We start from the raw sequence: 17,921 nt of genomic DNA on the forward strand, positions 1-17,921 counted from the left end.
GCTTGGTGCTGCTACTCGGATCCCGGGATCAACTGAGCGGAAGAGCTCAGTGGGTCTCGGGGCGGAGGACCTTGGTCCGGAGGACCGACTCGTTCAGGTTCATCTGGCGGTCGAGCTCCTTGACGACCGCAGGCTCGGCCTGCAGGTCGATGACCGAGTAGATGCCCTCAGGCTTCTTCTTGATCTCGTACGAGAGACGACGACGGCCCCAGGTGTCGACCTTCTCGACCTTTCCGTTGCCCTCACGGACGACGGAGAGGAAGTTCTCGATCAGAGGGGCGACAGCGCGCTCCTCCAGATCGGGGTCGAGGATGACCATCACCTCGTAGTGACGCATGTGGAACCCACCTCCTTTGGACTCAGCGGCCACGGTCGTTCCGTGGCAGGAGGGTTGTGATGCGTACGCAACGGTATCGGCCACCACTGACAATCGGGGGTCCCCTCGGGGATTCCATGCCATGGCCTGGGCAGACACCGGTGCAGACGTTACAGAGTACCCGCACACAGGCTTCCGGTTGAAATCCGGCGGTGGGGACCGTCAATCTGTATGCATCGGGTGTGTATGGCGCTACGATGCGCCGCCTTCCGCAGGAGGTGCCCTATGGCACAGACATTGCGACCCAACATCGCCGGCTCTCTACTCGCCACCGACAACAAGCCCCACCCCGTGCAGGACACCCTGCTCGCCGTGACGCTCCTGCTCGGGGCAGTCTCCTTCATCACGGCGATGTTCCACCATCTGCACCTGCTCAGTTCCTGGACAGGGCTGGTGGGCATCCTCATCGGCGCGTACGGGCAGTTCATCTCGGAGACAACCCGTGAGCGCTTCGGACTGATCGTGGGTCTCGGTGCCTCGGCCGTCGGATTCTTCCTCGGCATGGCCCATGGAGGGCTCTTCGGCGGGGTCATCGGCTGACTCCGTACCAACTGCCGTACGGTCGGGGGACGGTTCCTGTGGTGGGCCGTCGCCTTACATCGGACCAAGCGGCCGAATAACACCGTCAGACGTCCCGGCCGCATACCGGCCGGGCGCCAGGTTGCGTACGGCCATCCGGGGCGCTCGTAGGGCGCAGTAGGCTTCGGCGCGAGAGCCGGAGCCCCTGTACCCATGGGGACACACCAGCCCGAGGAGCGCCCCGAATGAGCCTGACCCTGAGGACGATCAGCCGAGAGCAGCATCTGGCGTACATCCAGAGCCTGCCCGCGGCGAGCCACATGCAGGTCCCGGCCTGGGCCGACGTCAAGGCCGAGTGGCGCTCCGAAAACCTCGGGTGGTTCGATGACAAGACCGGTGAGATGGTGGGCGCCGGCCTGGTGCTCTACCGACAGCTTCCCAAGATCAAGCGCTATCTCGCCTACCTGCCCGAGGGCCCGGTCATCAACTGGTTCGCGCCGAATCTCACCGACTGGCTCGAGCCGATGCTCGCCCATCTGAAGCAGCAGGGTGCCTTCTCGGTGAAGATGGGGCCGCCGGTCATCATCCGGCGCTGGGAGGCCACGTCCATCAAGAAGGGCATCCAGGACCCGGACGTGAAGCGCCTGCGCGACATCGAGGCGGACTTCATCGAGCCGCGTGCCTTCGAGGTCGCCGACAAGCTGCGCCGCATGGGCTGGCAGCAGGGCGAGGACGGCGGTGCCGGCTTCGGGGACGTCCAGCCCCGCTACGTCTACCAGGTGCCGCTCGCCAACCGGTCCCTGGAAGAGGTCCACAAGAACTTCAACCAGCTGTGGCGCCGGAACATCAAGAAGGCCGAGAAGGCGGGCGTCGAGGTCGTCCAGGGCGGCTACCACGACCTGGAGGAGTGGCAGCGGCTGTACGAGATCACGGCCGTGCGTGACCGATTCCGGCCCCGCCCGCTGTCTTACTTCCAGCGCATGTGGACGGCCCTCAACACCGAGGACCCCAACCGCATGCGTCTCTACTTCGCCCGGCACGAGGGCGTGAACCTGTCCGCCGCGACGATGCTGGTCGTCGGTGGTCACGTCTGGTACTCGTACGGCGCTTCGGACAACATCGGCCGTGAGGTCCGGCCCTCGAACGCGATGCAGTGGCGGATGCTGCGCGATGCCTACGCCCTCGGCGCGACCGTCTACGACCTGCGTGGCATCTCCGACTCGCTGGACGAGACGGATCACCTCTTCGGTCTGATCCAGTTCAAGGTGGGCACGGGCGGGCAGGCCGCCGAATACCTCGGCGAGTGGGACTTCCCGCTCAACAAGCTGCTCCACAAGGCGCTCGACATCTACATGTCGCGCCGCTGACGCCCCCGTTTTTGCTTCCATACTTCTGATACACCGCAGCCACGAGAAAGGTTCCGGGACCGGCCATGGCGCTCACGCTCTACGTCGACACCGCGCGCTGGCGGGCACACCACAAGCACGTTCAGGAGCAGTTCCCGGGACTCGTCCCCGTCTGCAAGGGCAACGGCTACGGCTTCGGGCACGAGAAACTGGCGGAAGAGGCCACGCGCCTCGGGTCGGACGTCCTCGCCGTCGGCACCACCTACGAGGCTGCCCGGATCAAGGACTGGTTCAGCGGCGACCTGCTGGTGCTGACGCCCTACCGACGCGCTGAAGAGCCCGTACCCCTGCCCGACCGCGTCATCCGCTCCGTGTCGTCGGTCGACGGCGTGTACGGCCTCGTGGGCGCCCGCGTCGTCATCGAGGTCATGTCCTCGATGAAGCGGCACGGTGTCAGCGAGCAGGAGCTGCCCCAGCTCCACGCGGCCATAGAGAACGTGCGCCTGGAGGGCTTCGCCATCCATCTGCCGCTGGACCGCACCGACGGCTCGGACGCCGTCGAGGAGGTCATCGGCTGGATGGACCGTCTGCGTGCGGCCCGTCTCCCGCTGCACACCATGTTCGTCAGCCACCTCAAGTCCGAGGAACTCGTCCTCCTCCAGCAGCAGTTCCCGCAGACCCGTTTCCGGGCCCGCATCGGCACGCGGCTGTGGCTGGGGGACCACGAGGCGACCGAGTACCGCGGGGCCGTCCTGGATGTCACCCGGGTCGCGAAGGGCGACCGCTTCGGTTACCGGCAGCAGAAGGCGGCCTCGGACGGCTTCCTGGTGGTCGTGGCGGGCGGAACGTCGCACGGGGTGGGTCTGGAGGCTCCGAAGGCGATGCACGGCGTCATGCCGCGCGCCAAGGGCGTCGCCCGGGCGGGCCTCGCGACGGTCAACCGGAACCTTTCTCCGTTCGTCTGGGGCGGCAAGCAGCGCTGGTTCGCCGAGCCGCCGCACATGCAGGTGTCGATCCTCTTCGTGCCCGCGGACGCCCCCGAGCCGAAGGTGGGCGAGGAGTTGGTGGCCCATCTGCGGCACACCACCACGCAGTTCGACCGCATCGTCGACCGCTGAGTCTCAGCCCCTCAGGACACGCAGCGTCGGGCGGAAGCGCCCGCCCCGCACAACGCGGGAGGCCGTACACGGAGAACCCCGTGTACGGCCTCCCGCGTTGCTCCACGCGCCGTGTTCGCTCAGGGCGAACCGTCTGCCGCGTTACGGCTGCCCCACTCGACGGGCGGCCCCTCGAAGTGCGCCGCGTGGCGCGGGGGACGGGCCGCGGCGCCGTACACATGGACGTCCTCCGCGCCGTCCAGCACACCGCCGGACGGATCGTCGTCACCGGCTCGGCGCACCACGTCCCGTTCCGGCATGAAGATGTCGCGCACGACGACGACGCACAGGTACAGCGTTCCCAGCAGGTGGGCCATGATGGCGACCTGGTATCCCTCGACGGGCAGGCCCTTGTGGGCGTCGCCGCTCGTCGTGTACGCGAGGTACATCCAGATCCCCAGGAAGTACGCGACCTCGCACGCCTGCCAGATCAGGAAGTCCCGCCAGCGGGGCCGGGCCAGCGCGGCGAGCGGGACCAGCCAGAGCACGTACTGCGGCGAGTAGACCTTGTTGGTGAGGATGAAGGCCGCGACGATCAGGAAGGCCAACTGCGCGAAGCGGGGGCGGCGCGGGGCGGTCAGCGTGAGCGCGGCGATACCGGCGCAGACCAGTAGCATGGCGATCATCGCGTACGCGTTCGCCGTCTCGGCGGTGATCTGGATGTTCACCCGCTGCGAGATGACGAGGAAGAACGAGCCGAAGTCGACGCCGCGTTCCTGACTGAAGCGGTAGAACTTCGCCCACCCGTCCGGCGCCAGGAGCATCACGGGAAGGTTCACCGCGAGCCAGGCCCCGACGGCGCCGAGCAGCGCGGTCCCGAACGCCCGCAGCCTGCCCGCCCGCCAGCACAGGACGAGGAGCGGTCCGAGCACCAGGAACGGGTAGAACTTGGCGGCGGTGGCGAGCCCGAGCAGCACACCGAAGGCGAGGGGACGCTGCCGCGACCACATCAGCATCGCGGCGGCCAGCAGGGCCACGGCGAGCAGATCCCAGTTGATGGTGGCCGTGAGGGCGAAAGCGGGCGCCAGGGCCACCAGCAGGCCGTCCCAGGGCCGCCGACGGTGGATGCGCGCGGTGCAGACGGCGATGACCGCCGCGCACGCCATCAGCATCCCGGCGTTGACCATCCAGTACCACTGCTCTTGTTCCTGGATGGTGCCGCTGCCCGGGGTGAGCCACGCGGCGACCTCCATGAACACTCCGGTCAGCACCGGGTACTCGAGGTACTCCATGTCGCTGGTGTCGACAGGAATCTTGTCGAAGTACGGCACGAGGCCGTCGGCGAAACCCCGCCCCTGGTAGAGGTGCGGGATGTCCGAGTAGCACGCGTGCGTGTACTGGGAGCTGGCACCGAAGAACCAGGCGCCGTCGTAGCAGGGCAGCTTCTGCACCATGCCGAGCGCGAACATGCCGATCGCCACGAGCGCGACGACCCGTACGGGGGTCCACCAGGACGTCCCGAGCAGTGCCCGCCGCCCGATCGGGCCGCCGATCAGCTCACTGCCGGTCGCAGCGACCTCGTCCTCCTTGGTCGGACGCACTGGCTCCGGCTCGTCCACGCTCACTCGCGTCGTCTCTGCACTGGGCATGCCGCACATCCTGCCGTACGCGCCTGGGAATACGCCGAGGACCGCTACATCCCACATGGCAAGGGCCACCGCACCTGAGGGGTGCGGTGGCCCTTGTTTCACGTGAAACATCCCCTATGGGGTGGCGTGCTATCCGGTGTTGTCGCCGAACAGCCCCCCGTTCTGGTTGCCTCTCGTGCTGTCTTCTTCTGTCTCCGTCGGTGTGGCAGTCACGCCGCCGTCGGTGCCGGCGGTATCCGCGCCGCCCGTCTCCGTACCTCCCGTCACCTCACCACAGGTGGGGTCGAACGGGTTGTTGCAGGCCTCGCTGGGCGACGGCGACGGCAGAACCTCGCTCTCGCTCGGCGACGGGCTGGGCGACGGGCTCTCCTCCTCTTCCTCGGGCTCGGTCACCGTCGGCGTCGGAATCGGGTCCGGATCGTCGTTGACGATCTCACCGATGGGCTCGGGCTCCGGGAAGTCCTTGGCCGGCTGTCCCTTGAGCGCGTCCTCCATGTAGTCGTGCCAGATCTCGGCCGGGAAGGAGGCACCGTGGATCGAATCCTTGCCACCCGTTCCGTACATCTCCAGGAAGGTGCGGTTCTTGTTGGACTCGTCGTCGTCCATGCGGTACATGCTGATCGCGGTCGACAGCTGGGGGGTGTACCCGACGAACCAGGCCGACTTGTTGCCGTCGGTGGTACCGGTCTTGCCGGCCACCTGCCGGCCGCTCAGCTGGGCCGAGGTACCGGTTCCCTCGTCGACGACGGTCTTGAGGACGTCGGTGACGTTGTCGGCGACCTCCGGGGTGAAGGCCTGCTTGGTGTCGGCGATGTCCTCGTGGTCGAACGTCGTCAGGCCCTCGTACTCGACCTTCGTGACGGAGAACGGGTCGTTCTGCTTGCCGCTCGCGGCGAAGGTCGCGTACGAGCCCGCCATACGGATCGCGCTGGGGTCGGAGATGCCGATCGAGAAGGACGGGAAGCTGGTGCCCGCCAGGCTGTCCTCCTTGAGGCCGGCCCCGATGGCCGCTTCCTTCACCCGATCCAGACCGACGTCCATGCCCAGCTGCACGAAGGCGGAGTTCGCCGAGACCCGCATCGCCTCACGCAGGTCGATCTGGTACTTCGGCGGACTGCCGTACGACGCATCGTCGTCGTTGGCCTGCAGCCACTCCTCGCCCTTTTCGTTGGTCCAGATGTCGCCGTTGTAGTCCCTGATCTTGAGGTTGTTCTTGCCGCTGTAGAGGCTCTTCGGCGAGACGATGGTGACCTCGTCCTGCGCCTGCGACTCGCCGAGGTCGGGATCGCGCTTGCCCCAAGCCATGGCCGCCGCCAGAACGAACGGCTTGAACGTCGAACCGACCTGCGCACCGGTGACGTCGGCATTGTTGGTGAAGTGCTTGGTGGCGTCCTCACCACCGTAGATCGCCTCGATGGCACCCGACTTCGGATTCACCGACGCGCCACCGAACTGCACATGCGTGTCCGTATCCGGGCGCTGCTTCGGTTTGATGTTCTCCTTGCGGACCTTGTTCACGGCCTTCTCGAGCTCCTGGACCTTCGTCTTGTCGAAGGTCGTGTGGATCTCGAATCCGCCCCGTTCGAGCTCTTGCTGCGTGATCTTGGTGTTGTTGAGGATGTAGCCCTTGGCCGTGTCGACCAGGTAGCCGATCTGGCCGCCCAGCTGAGCGTTGGACCGAGGCTTCTGGACCTTGGGGAACTCGGGGTACTTGTCCCGCTCCGCCGCCGTCAGGTGCTTGTCCTTGACCATCTCCTCCAGGATCCACCTCCAGCGCTCCGTGACACGCTTGGTGTTCGCCTGTGCCGTGGCCGCCGGGTCGTACGCCGTGTTTCCGGCCGGGTCGTAGTATGTGGCGCCCTTGAGGAGCGCGGCGAGAAACGCGCACTCGCTCGCGTTGAGTTCCTCCGCGTCCTTGCCGAAGTAGGTGCGGGCCGCCGCCTGGAGGCCGTAGGCGCCACGGCCGAAGTAGGCCGTGTTCAGGTAGCCCCGCATGATCTCTTCCTTCTCGACGGAGGCACCCACCTTGACCGAGATGAAGAGTTCCTTGACCTTCCGCGACAGGGTCTGCGACTGGTCGTCGAGCATGGCGTTCTTCACGTACTGCTGGGTGATGGTCGAACCACCCTGCGTCTGACCGCCCTTGGCCATGTTGACGACGGCGCGGGCGATACCCATCGGGTCGACGCCGCTGTCGGTCTCGAACGTCTTGTTCTCGGCCGACATGACGGCGTAGCGCATCTCCTTGGGGATCTTCTCGTACGCGATGATCTGGCGGTTGACCTCACCACCCGTCGCGACCATCTGGGAGCCGTCGGACCAGTAGTAGACGTTGTTCTGCGCCGTCGCGGCCTGGGCCGGGTCGGGGACGGCCACGACCGCGTAGCCGATACCGGCCGCCGCCACCAGGCATCCGAAGAACCCGATGAACAGCCCCGTCACCTGACGCCACGAGGGCACCCATCGCATGGCCCCGTACTTGCCGGCGCGTGGATAGTCGATGAAGCGCTGCTTGCCGGGTGGAGCGGCGCGTCCGCGGCCACGACCGGGACCACGCCCTGCGGGCTCGGCCGCTCTACGGCGGCCGCCGACAGTGCCAGTGCTTCTCTGCGCCGCCCGTCGAGCCGCAGCACGGCCCTCGTACGGGGTCTCCTCACCTCCCGGCCCATAGGTGTCGGAAAGTGACCCGGTGGCGCCCCGCGGTGCCGCGCGGCGGCCGGAGGACGCCGACTGGCCGCGTCGGGCCGCGGCACGTCCGCCTCCCTGCGGCTGCGGCGGTTTGCGACGGTGCTCGCTCATCGAACGACTACTCCTCGGGCAGGCGCACCTTTGCGCGCCTGGAAACGGCGGCTGGTTTCCGGTCCCCCCGAAGTACGGATGCGGTCGTGTTGGCATTCATCCGTACCGCACCTAGGACGACGGCGTGCTCAAACGTCACTCGGTTCCCAGTGGTGTGCATGCCGCACAGACTACGCACCGCCAAAACCCACTGAGTACCGAACTTCATCCCAAAACAGGCAACTTGCATCCTACGAATCGGTGATGTGATCCCGTTCACCGCACCCCCACTTGTCGCATTCGGAGGGGCGTTCTATCGTCGGGATATATCGAGTCGATACATCGGCTCGGCATATACGCGTGTCGGAAGGCCAGCGGCGAAGAGGAGGCGACATGAGCCGGCGCTCCGGGATACTCGAGTTCGCCGTCCTCGGTCTGCTCCGCGAAGCCCCGATGCACGGCTATGAGCTGCGTAAACGGCTCAACACGTCGCTGGGTGTGTTCCGCGCGTTCAGCTACGGAACGCTCTACCCCTGTCTCAAGACGCTGGTCGCCAACGGCTGGTTGATCGAGGAATCGGGTGGTACCCAGGACGACGCTCCCGCCGCCCCGCTCACGGGTCGCCGCGCCAAGATCGTCTACCGGTTGACGGCGGAAGGTAAGGAGCACTTCGAGGAACTGCTCTCGCAGACGGGCCCCGACGCGTACGAGGACGAGCACTTCGCCGCTCGCTTCGCCTTCTTCGGGCAGACCTCCCGTGATGTGCGCATGCGCGTCCTGGAGGGCCGCCGAAGCCGTCTGGAAGAACGGCTGGAGAAGATGCGCGCCTCGCTGGCGCGCACTCGGGAGCGCCTCGACGACTACACGCTTGAGCTCCAGCGCCACGGGATGGAGTCCGTGGAGCGCGAAGTGCGCTGGCTGAACGAGCTCATCGAAAGCGAGCGGGCGGGCCGGGACCTGAAGGGCCCCGCCCATGGAGAACCCGCTCGCGACACCACAGAGGGAGCGCCGGGCGCCCTGCCCCGGTCCGAGGACACCCCTCGGCCGGATGCGCCCGGCGACACCGCCACGTGAGGTCCCTGCCAGGACCTCACTCGTACACACAGGGAGCAACCGGAATGGGTTCGGTTCGCGTAGCCATCGTCGGCGTGGGCAACTGCGCCGCGTCGCTGGTGCAGGGAGTCGAGTACTACAAGGACGCCGACCCGGCGTCCAGGGTCCCGGGTCTCATGCACGTGCAGTTCGGTGACTACCACGTCCGTGACGTGGAGTTCGTCGCGGCCTTCGACGTCGACGCGAAGAAGGTCGGTCTCGACCTCGCGGACGCCATCGGCGCCTCCGAGAACAACACCATCAAGATCTGCGACGTACCGAGCACCGGCGTGACCGTCCAGCGCGGCCACACCCTCGACGGCCTCGGCAAGTACTACCGCGAGACCATCGAGGAGTCCGCCGAGGCCCCGGTCGACATCGTCCAGGTCCTCAAGGACAAGCAGGTCGACGTCCTCGTCTGCTACCTGCCCGTCGGTTCCGAGGACGCGGCGAAGTTCTACGCCCAGTGCGCCATCGACGCCAAGGTTGCCTTCGTCAACGCCCTTCCGGTCTTCATCGCCGGTACCAAGGCGTGGGCGGACAAGTTCACCGAGGCGGGCGTCCCGATCGTCGGCGACGACATCAAGTCGCAGGTCGGCGCGACCATCACCCACCGCGTCATGGCGAAGCTGTTCGAGGACCGCGGTGTCGTCCTGGACCGCACGATGCAGCTGAACGTCGGCGGCAACATGGACTTCAAGAACATGCTCGAGCGTGACCGCCTCGAGTCCAAGAAGATCTCCAAGACGCAGGCCGTCACCTCCCAGATCCCCGACCGGGAGCTCGGCGAGAAGAACGTCCACATCGGCCCGTCCGACTACGTCGCCTGGCTGGACGACCGCAAGTGGGCGTACGTCCGCCTCGAGGGCCGCGCCTTCGGTGACGTCCCGCTGAACCTGGAGTACAAGCTCGAGGTCTGGGACTCCCCGAACTCCGCCGGCGTCATCATCGACGCCCTGCGCGCCGCGAAGATCGCCAAGGACCGCGGCATCGGCGGCCCGATCCTGTCGGCGTCGTCGTACTTCATGAAGTCGCCGCCGGTCCAGTACTTCGACGACGAGGCCCGTGAGAACGTGGAGAAGTTCATCAAGGGCGAGGTCGAGCGCTAGGCAGGCCTGTCATCCGGCCTGTTGAGGGTCCCCGGGTCATACGCCCGGGGACCCTCCCCGTATGTGAGGCTGTGCGCCATGGCTGTCGTACGTGACCTGCGGGTACTCCTGCGTTTCCGGGACTTCCGGCGTCTGCTCGCCGTACGGCTGCTGTCCCAGGGAGCGGACGGCGTCTTTCAGGTCGCGCTCGCCACCTACGTCGTCTTCTCGCCCGAGAGGCAGACGTCAGCGGCCGCGATCGCCTCCGCCATGGCGGTCCTGCTCCTTCCGTACTCCCTCGTCGGGCCCTTCGCGGGCGTCCTGCTGGACCGTTGGCGGCGCCGTCAGGTCCTGCTGTACGGCAGTCTGCTGCGCGTCCTGCTGGCGTGCGTGACAGCCGCCCTCATCGTGAGCCACGTCGCCGACTGGCTCTTCTATGTCTCCGCGCTCTGCGTCACGGCGGTCAACCGCTTCGTCCTGGCCGGACTCTCGGCCGCGCTGCCCCGCGTGGTGGATGACGACCGTCTGGTGATCGCCAACTCGCTGTCCCCGACGGCCGGAACGCTGGCTGCGACCGCGGGCGGCGGACTCGCCTTCGTCGTACGGTTGGTGGGTTCGGACTCCGACGCCGCGGTGGTCCTCCTCGGCGCGGCCCTGTACTTGTGCGCGGCCCTCGCTTCGCTGCGCATAGCCCCAGAACTGCTCGGCCCGGACCCCGAGTTGGTGCAGCCACGGCTGGGCGCGGCCATCGTCGGCACGGCACGCGGCCTGGTCGCGGGCGTACGGCATCTCGCCGAGACGGGACGACGGGCCACGGCCTGGGCGTTGGCGTCGATGACCCTGATGCGGTTCTGCTACGGCGCCCTGACGGTCATGGTGCTCATGCTCTGCCGGTACGCCTGGACACCAGCGACCTCCGGGGCGTCCGGCTCCGATGAGGGACTCGCCCTCCTCGGCCTCGCCGTGGCCATCTCGGGAGCGGGGTTCTTCGCTGCGGCAGTGATCACGCCCTGGGCTGCCGGACGGTTGGGTCCAGCCCTCTGGATCGTCACCTGTGCGGCGGCGGCCGCCGTGCTGGAACCCGCCCTCGGCCTGCCCTTCGAGAAAGTGCCGATACTGATCGCGGCCTTCGTCCTGGGCCTCGTCACCCAGGGAGCGAAGATCGCCACGGACACGATCGTCCAGACCTCGGTCGACGACGGTTACCGCGGCCGGGTTTTCTCTCTCTACGACGTCTTCTTCAACGTGGCTTTCGTCGGCGCCGCCGGAGTGGCCGCCCTGATGCTTCCTCCCGACGGCCGCTCGGCCGCTCTGGTGGTCACGGTGGCCGTGATCTACGGAGTCGCCGCTGCCGCCATGGCCCGCTTTGGACTGCCGAGGCAACGCTGAGCTGATGCGCGAGGGCCGATGTTTCACGTGAAACATCGCAGTGGAGCGTCAAACGGCGCGATGTTTCACGTGAAACATCGCGCAGCGCTGCCGCCCCATGGAGGCGGAGGGCCTGTCGTCACGAAACCTGCGGCACCTGGGCCCACCACTCCTTGAGTGCCGCCACCGCGTCGTCGTGTTCCATCGGCCCGTTTTCCAGCCGCAGCTCCAGCAGGAACTTGTACGCCTGCCCGATCACCGGGCCCGGGCCGACGCCCAGGATCTCCATGATCTGGTTGCCGTCGAGGTCCGGGCGGATGGCGTCCAGTTCCTCCTGCTCCTGAAGCTGAGCGATGCGCTCCTCCAGACCGTCATACGCACGGGAGAGAGCGTTCGCCTTGCGTTTGTTGCGCGTGGTGCAGTCGGAGCGGGTCAACTTGTGGAGCCGGTCGAGAAGCGGTCCTGCATCGCGCACATAGCGGCGGACGGCGGAGTCCGTCCACTCCCCGGTGCCGTACCCGTGGAAGCGCAGGTGAAGTTCGACCAGGCGCGAGACGTCCTTGACCAGATCGTTCGAGTACTTGAGGGCCGTCATGCGCTTCTTGGTCATCTTGGCGCCCACCACCTCGTGGTGGTGGAAGGAGACCCGGCAGTCCTTCTCGAAACGACGCGTACGCGGCTTGCCGATGTCGTGGAGCAGTGCGGCAAGGCGGAGCGTGAGGTCGGGTCCGCTGTCCTCCAGCGCGATCGCCTGCTCCAGGACGATCAGCGTGTGGTCGTACACGTCCTTGTGCCGGTGGTGCTCGTCGCGCTCCAGCCGCAGCGCCGGCAGTTCGGGCAGGACGTGCCCGGCGAGGCCGGTGTCGACCAGCAGGGTCAGGCCCTCACGGGGGTGAGCGGACAGGATCAGCTTGTTCAGCTCGTCCCGTACCCGCTCCCCCGAGACAATCTCGAGGCGTCCCGCCATGTCGGTCATCGCCGAGACGACCTCGGGGGCCACCTCGAAGTCGAGCTGCGCGGCGAAACGCGCGGCCCGCATCATGCGCAGCGGGTCGTCGGAGAAGGACTCCTCAGGAGTGCCGGGGGTCCGCAGCACGCGCGCGGCGAGATCTTCCAGCCCGCCGTGCGGATCGATGAACTCTTTCTCCGGGAGCGCCACCGCCATCGCGTTCACGGTGAAGTCACGCCGTACGAGATCCTCCTCGATCGAGTCGCCGTACGACACCTCCGGCTTGCGCGAGGTCCGGTCGTACGCTTCGGATCGGTAGGTCGTGACCTCGATCTGGTAACCGTCCTTCTGTGCCCCCACCGTGCCGAAGGCGATACCGACCTCCCAGACGGCGTCGGCCCAGGGGCGCACAATCTTCAGTACGTCCTCGGGGCGGGCGTCCGTCGTGAAGTCCAAGTCGTTGCCGAGCCGACCGAGCAGCGCGTCCCTGACCGAACCGCCGACCAGGGCGAGCGAGAACCCGGCCTCCTGGAAGCGGCGGGCGAGGTCGTCGGCGACAGGGAACACCCGCAACAGTTCACTCACCGCGCGGCGCTGCACCTGGCTCAGGGCACTGGGGTCTTCGTTGGCGTTGGGCACAACAGAAAAGGGTACGTGGCCCCGATGGCAGCGGTCGCCTCCATTGAATGTGCACAAGGGCTTCGTGCAGATACCCCCGTCGCCGACACCCTTAATACGTGCACATACAGGGACAGCACGGGCTCGTCCCCCGATCTTGTGGGCCGGACGGCGGCACTTCCCCTCGGCGCGCATCGTTACCATGCGTGGACGCACATTCCGACGACCACTGACGACGACGAGGGACGGGCGAGCGCGTGGCCGAGGCGGCAGACTTCCAGGGGACAAGTGCCTCACCTGCCCGCCGGTGGCTGCAGCGCACCGGAGCACTGTTCGCCGGGGCGCCTCTGCTGGCGGGTCTGCTCCAGCTGCCCACGGCCACGGACGCCCGGGCGGCGCAGCAGGCATCTCTGGCCGCCGCCACAGGGGCGAACACCGTAGAGGTCTCCCTGGACTCGCTCAGCCCCAGCGTCCCCACCGACGGCGACACGATCACGGTCTCCGGCACGGTCACGAACAAGGGCAAGCAGACGATCACGTCGGCTCATGTGGGCCTGCGCGTGGGCTCGGCGCCCATGACGGGCCGTTCGGCCATCGACGACGCCGCCAAGCGCACCGGTTTCGACCAATTCGTCGACGGGACGGAGGTCGGCGGCAAGTACGTGGAGAAGTTCTCCGAACTCTCCTCCGGTGTGGCCCAGCCCTTCACCATCTCGGTGCCCGTCAAGGAGCTGGACCTCGGCGCGGACGGTATCTACCAGCTCGGCGTCTCGCTCTCGGGCCGGACCTCCGCCTCCTCGTACGACCAGGTCCTCGGCATGCAGCGCACGTTCCTGCCGTGGCAGCCCGACGAGGCGGACACGAAGACGAAGACGACGTACCTCTGGCCGCTGATCTCCACCAGCCACCTCACCGCCGAGACCGGCCCCGGAGAGCAACAGACGCCCACCTTCCTGAACGACGACCTGGCCAAGGAGATCTCCGCCGGCGGCCGCCTGGAACAGATGCTGACGCTGGGCAAGGACCTCGACGTCACCTGGGTGATCGATCCGGATCTGCTGGCGTCGGTCGTCGCGATGACAGAGAGCTACAGCGTCCGGAGCGGAAACTCCACCGTCGCGGGCAAGAACCAGGCCGTCGCCAAGGAGTGGCTGGCCGAACTGGAGACGGCGGTCCAGGGTGAGGAAGTGATCGCCCTTCCGTTCGCCGACCCGGATCTGGCGTCGCTGGCACGCAACGGCAAGACGGTCACCGGCTCCCTGAGCCGTCTGAAGGACGCCACCGACGTCGCCGCGGACACCGTCAGGAACGTCCTCCGGGTGGAGCCGAACACGGAATTCGCCTGGCCAGTGAACGGCGCCGTCGACCCGTCGATCGTCAAGGTCGCCATCTCCGCGGGCGCCGACAAGGTGATCGCCCGCAGCGACAGCCTGCAGGAGAGCAGCCGCCTGTCCTACACGCCCAGCGCGGCGCGTCCCATCGGTGGCGGCACCACGGCCGTCGTGGCGGACGCCCGGCTGTCCACGGCGTTCCAGGGCGACATGACGAAGGCCGAGAGCTCCACGCTGGCCGTGCAGAGGTTCCTCGCCCAGAGCCTGATGACGGACCTCCAGAACAACAAGCAGCGCAGCATCGTGATCGCCCCGCAGCGCATGCCGTCGGTGAGCCAGGCACAGACGATGGCGCAGGCATTGACGGCGCTCCAGGGAGGAACCTGGTCACAGCCCCAGGAGCTGTCCGCGGCCGCCGACGCGAAGCCTGACCCGGACGCCAGCACCAAGATCCCGTCCGCCGCGGCGTACCCCAAGTCGCTGCGCAAGCAGGCGCTGCCGAAGTCGGCGTTCGAGGAGATCCGGACCACACAGAGCGACCTCGACCGCTTCAAGGTGATCCTCACCGACCAGTCCCGTGTGGTCACGCCCTTCGGCCGGACCATGGACCGGGAGATGTCCACGTCCTGGCGGGGCCGCGGCGCGGAGGCAAAGGCATACCGCGGCGACGTGGAGACGTATCTCGGCACGCTCACCAGCCAGGTCCGGCTCATCGAGAAGTCCGAGACGAAGCTCTCGGGCCGCAGTGCCACGATCCCGGTGACCGTGCAGAACAACCTGGTGCAGGGCGTCGACAATCTGACGCTGCGCCTCATGTCCGAAGCCCCGAAGCGCCTGAAGATCGGCGACGAGGCCTTCGACGAGCAGTCCGTCGACATCTCGGGCGGGCACAGCGAGTCGGTGAAATTCACCACCAACGCCGAGGCCAACGGCCCGGTCACCGTCGTCGCCCAGCTCTACACGGAGGACGGTGACAAGTACGGGGGCGAGGTCCGTTTCACGGTGAACGTCACCGAGATCACACCCACGGTGATGCTGGTCATCGCCGGTGGCGTCCTGCTCCTCGTACTCGCCGGGTTCCGGATGTACACGCAGCGCAAGCGTGCCGCCGCCCGGCTGGAGGCGGAGGGATCCTCCACCGACGACAACTCGTCGGAAGACATCTCGCCGGACGAGGACTCGAACGCCGAGGCAGCCTCAGTCGTACACACTGCCGAGGAGGAGTCCCCGGTCGAGTACGGGGCAAACGAGCCGGAGCACCCGAGTGACCCGGCACCGGACACCGCACCGGAAAGCGCCGACCCGTCCGGCACGGGTGAGAGAGTGGACCGTTGAGCGATTGTCGCGGCCGGTGGGCCCGGGGACGATGAGGTGGGGTAACCATGAACGCGCCGTACGACGGTGACCGCGGCCAGGGCGCGGCCGATTCGGGCTACCCCGACGGCCCGCTGCCCGGGCCGGGCCAGGTACCGCCGCAGCCCCCCGCGGACATGTACCTCCAGGACGCCTACGACCAGGACCCCTACCGCGCGCAGGACCTGGCCGCCCAGGACCCGGTGGCCGAGGCGCTCTACGACCGTGCCGCCCACCCGCCACCGCCTCCGGGCACCTACCAGCCTCAGCAGCCCCTGTACGCCCAGCCGGCGGCGTCGCAGTACGCCCCCGACCCGCGCGTGTGGGCGCAGACGCCGGCGCCGGAGCCGGAGGGGCCGACGCGGCATCTGCCGTACGGCGACGACGCCCGCCCGACCCAGTTCGTGGGCGTGGACGATCTGGTCACCCAGGCCGGGGAGGAGCGCCACGAGCCGGACGCGTTCGCTCACCTCTTCCGGGACCAGCAGCAGAGCGGTCACCCGCCGATGGGGCAGCCGTCCGTGCCCAACCCGACGCCCGCCCCAGCGCCGGGCCCGGGACGCCCGGCGCACGAGGAGTCCATTCCGGCCCCCGCTGCCACGCCCGTGCCTGCCCCGAAGAAGGGTGGGCGGGCCTCGGGACTGCTGAAGTCCAGCGCCGTCATGGCGGCCGGCACCATGGTCTCGCGCCTCACCGGCTTCATCCGGTCGGCGATGATCGTCTCGGCGTTGGGCCTCGCCCTGCTCGGTGAGTCCTTCCAGGTGGCCTACCAGCTGCCGACGATGATCTACATCCTGACCGTCGGCGGTGGTCTCAACTCCGTCTTCGTGCCGCAGCTCGTGCGCGCCATGAAGGAGGACGACGACGGCGGAGAGGCGTACGCGAACCGGCTCCTGACTTTGGTCATGGTGGTCCTGGGCGTGCTCACCGCGCTCGCCATGTTGGCGGCACCGCTCCTCGTCCGCGCGCTGTCGACCCCTCTCGCCACGGACGCCGACGCCAACGACGTCGCCGTCACCTTCACGCGGTACTTCCTGCCCTCGATCTTCTTCATGGGCATCCACGTGGTGATGGGTCAGATCCTCAACGCCCGTGGCCGGTTCGGCGCGATGATGTGGACCCCGGTCCTGAACAACATCGTCATCATCGTCACCCTCGGCGCTTTCCTCTGGGTCTACGGCAGTGCGGCCGACTCGAAAATGCAGGTCAGCAACATCCCGCCCGAGGGCCTGCGGCTGCTCGGCATCGGCATCCTCCTGGGCCTCGTGGTCCAGGCCCTGGCCATGGTCCCGTACCTGCGGGAGACCGGATTCCGGCTGCGGCTGCGCTTCGACTGGAAGGGGCACGGTCTCGGCAAGGCCGCGATGCTCGCCAAGTGGACGATCCTGTTCGTGCTCGCCAACCAGGCGGGCGCCCTCGTCGTCACCCAGCTGGCGACCGCGGCGGTCACGGAGACGAAGATCTCCGGCACCGGTTTCAGCGCTTACGCCAACGCCCAGCTCATCTGGGGCCTGCCACAGGCCATCATCACCGTCTCGCTCATGGCCGCCCTCCTGCCGCGCATCTCGCGCTCGGCCGCCGAGGACGACGCGGGCGCCGTTCGTGACGACATCTCACAGGGCTTGCGCACCACGGCGGTCGCCATCGTGCCGATCGCCTTCGGCTTCGTCGCACTCGGCATCCCGATGTGCACACTGATCTTCGGTTCCTCCGGCATCGGCGCCGCCACGAACATGGGCTTCATGCTGATGGCCTTCGGTCTCGGCCTGATCCCGTACTCCGTTCAGTACGTCGTCCTGCGCGCCTTCTACGCCTACGAGGACACGCGGACCCCGTTCTACAACACGGTCATCGTGGCCGCCGTCAACGCGAGCGCCTCGGCGGTCTGCTTCTTCGTGATCCCGGCCCGCTGGGCCGTGGTCGGCATGGCCACCTCGTACGGTCTGGCGTACATGATCGGTGTCGGCGTCGCCTGGAGGCGGCTGCGCAAGCGGCTGGGTGGTGACCTGGATGGGGCGAGGGTCCTGCGGACGTACGCGCGGCTGTGCATCGCCTCGTTGCCCGCGGCGCTGCTCAGCGGTGCGGCCTGCTACGGAATCAGCAAGTCTTTGGGACAGGGCGTCGGTGGCTCGATGCTCGCACTCGTCGGAGGAGGAATCGTTCTGCTCGGTGTCTTCTATGTCGCCGCGCGGCGCATGCGCATCGAGGAACTCAACTCGATGGTCGGCATGGTCCGCGGGCGGCTGGGGCGCTGAGGCGGGGGTACGCGCACAACCATCGTCCGCCGCCGCGTGTCGCTCATAGCGGCGGACTGTGGGCACAATTGGCTTTGGCGTCGCAGAGCGCGCAACGGATGG

General features: G+C 67.7%; 12 protein-coding genes. 8 read left to right on the forward strand and 4 right to left on the reverse strand.

The window, feature by feature from the left end; genetic code table 11:
* Positions 1-46 precede the first annotated feature (46 nt).
* Positions 47-337 carry a 30S ribosomal protein S6 gene (gene rpsF / locus F3T56_RS04815; RefSeq protein ID WP_005482942.1) on the reverse strand — a complete coding sequence of 97 codons (291 nt, stop codon included), beginning with the start codon at positions 335-337 and terminating at the stop codon, positions 47-49.
* A 264-nt stretch (positions 338-601) separates the two neighbouring features.
* Here rpsF and F3T56_RS04820 point away from each other — a divergent pair, with 264 nt between their 5' ends.
* From F3T56_RS04820 to F3T56_RS04830, 3 genes are all read left to right on the forward strand, one after another.
* Positions 602-916, forward strand: a complete 315-nt coding sequence (locus F3T56_RS04820) for a hypothetical protein (protein ID WP_149823432.1) — start codon at positions 602-604, stop codon at positions 914-916.
* A gap of 224 nt (positions 917-1,140) precedes the next feature.
* Complete coding sequence (femX, locus tag F3T56_RS04825) at positions 1,141-2,262, forward strand: peptidoglycan bridge formation glycyltransferase FemX (RefSeq protein WP_149823433.1); 1,122 nt, start codon at positions 1,141-1,143, stop codon at positions 2,260-2,262.
* Between the two features lie 65 nt (positions 2,263-2,327).
* Positions 2,328-3,359 (forward strand): alanine racemase, encoded by a 1,032-nt coding sequence (locus F3T56_RS04830; protein ID WP_149823434.1) that lies wholly within the window; start codon positions 2,328-2,330, stop codon positions 3,357-3,359.
* 119 nt (positions 3,360-3,478) lie between these two features.
* Here F3T56_RS04830 and F3T56_RS04835 read toward each other — a convergent pair whose 3' ends face one another.
* Both F3T56_RS04835 and F3T56_RS04840 read right to left on the reverse strand, forming a co-directional pair.
* The gene (locus tag F3T56_RS04835; protein ID WP_149823579.1) at positions 3,479-4,996 is read right to left on the reverse strand and encodes a glycosyltransferase family 87 protein; all 1,518 of its coding nucleotides are present in this window, start codon (positions 4,994-4,996) and stop codon (positions 3,479-3,481) included.
* 120 nt (positions 4,997-5,116) lie between these two features.
* Positions 5,117-7,786, reverse strand: coding sequence for a transglycosylase domain-containing protein (locus F3T56_RS04840; protein WP_172638803.1), 2,670 nt, complete (start codon positions 7,784-7,786; stop codon positions 5,117-5,119).
* A gap of 372 nt (positions 7,787-8,158) precedes the next feature.
* Here F3T56_RS04840 and F3T56_RS04845 point away from each other — a divergent pair, with 372 nt between their 5' ends.
* From F3T56_RS04845 to F3T56_RS04855, 3 genes are all read left to right on the forward strand, one after another.
* A complete protein-coding gene (locus F3T56_RS04845; RefSeq protein ID WP_149823435.1) occupies positions 8,159-8,839 on the forward strand; it encodes a PadR family transcriptional regulator in 681 nt (226 codons plus the stop codon).
* A 44-nt stretch (positions 8,840-8,883) separates the two neighbouring features.
* On the forward strand, positions 8,884-9,966 hold the full coding sequence (locus F3T56_RS04850) for an inositol-3-phosphate synthase (protein ID WP_149823436.1): 1,083 nt from the start codon (positions 8,884-8,886) through the stop codon (positions 9,964-9,966).
* A gap of 78 nt (positions 9,967-10,044) precedes the next feature.
* Entirely contained in the window at positions 10,045-11,334 is a 1,290-nt protein-coding gene (locus F3T56_RS04855; RefSeq protein WP_149823437.1) for an MFS transporter, read from the forward strand.
* A 118-nt stretch (positions 11,335-11,452) separates the two neighbouring features.
* Here F3T56_RS04855 and F3T56_RS04860 read toward each other — a convergent pair whose 3' ends face one another.
* Positions 11,453-12,901: a CCA tRNA nucleotidyltransferase gene (locus F3T56_RS04860; RefSeq protein ID WP_149823438.1), complete on the reverse strand. Its 1,449-nt coding sequence runs from the start codon at positions 12,899-12,901 to the stop codon at positions 11,453-11,455.
* Between the two features lie 236 nt (positions 12,902-13,137).
* Here F3T56_RS04860 and F3T56_RS04865 point away from each other — a divergent pair, with 236 nt between their 5' ends.
* Both F3T56_RS04865 and murJ read left to right on the forward strand, forming a co-directional pair.
* Positions 13,138-15,546, forward strand: a complete 2,409-nt coding sequence (locus F3T56_RS04865) for a DUF6049 family protein (protein ID WP_149823439.1) — start codon at positions 13,138-13,140, stop codon at positions 15,544-15,546.
* A gap of 47 nt (positions 15,547-15,593) precedes the next feature.
* Positions 15,594-17,819: a murein biosynthesis integral membrane protein MurJ gene (gene murJ, locus F3T56_RS04870; RefSeq protein WP_149823440.1), complete on the forward strand. Its 2,226-nt coding sequence runs from the start codon at positions 15,594-15,596 to the stop codon at positions 17,817-17,819.
* Positions 17,820-17,921: the final 102 nt, after the last annotated feature.

This window comes from Streptomyces tailanensis (genome assembly GCF_008386495.1).
Lineage (GTDB): Bacteria > Actinomycetota > Actinomycetes > Streptomycetales > Streptomycetaceae > Streptomyces > Streptomyces tailanensis.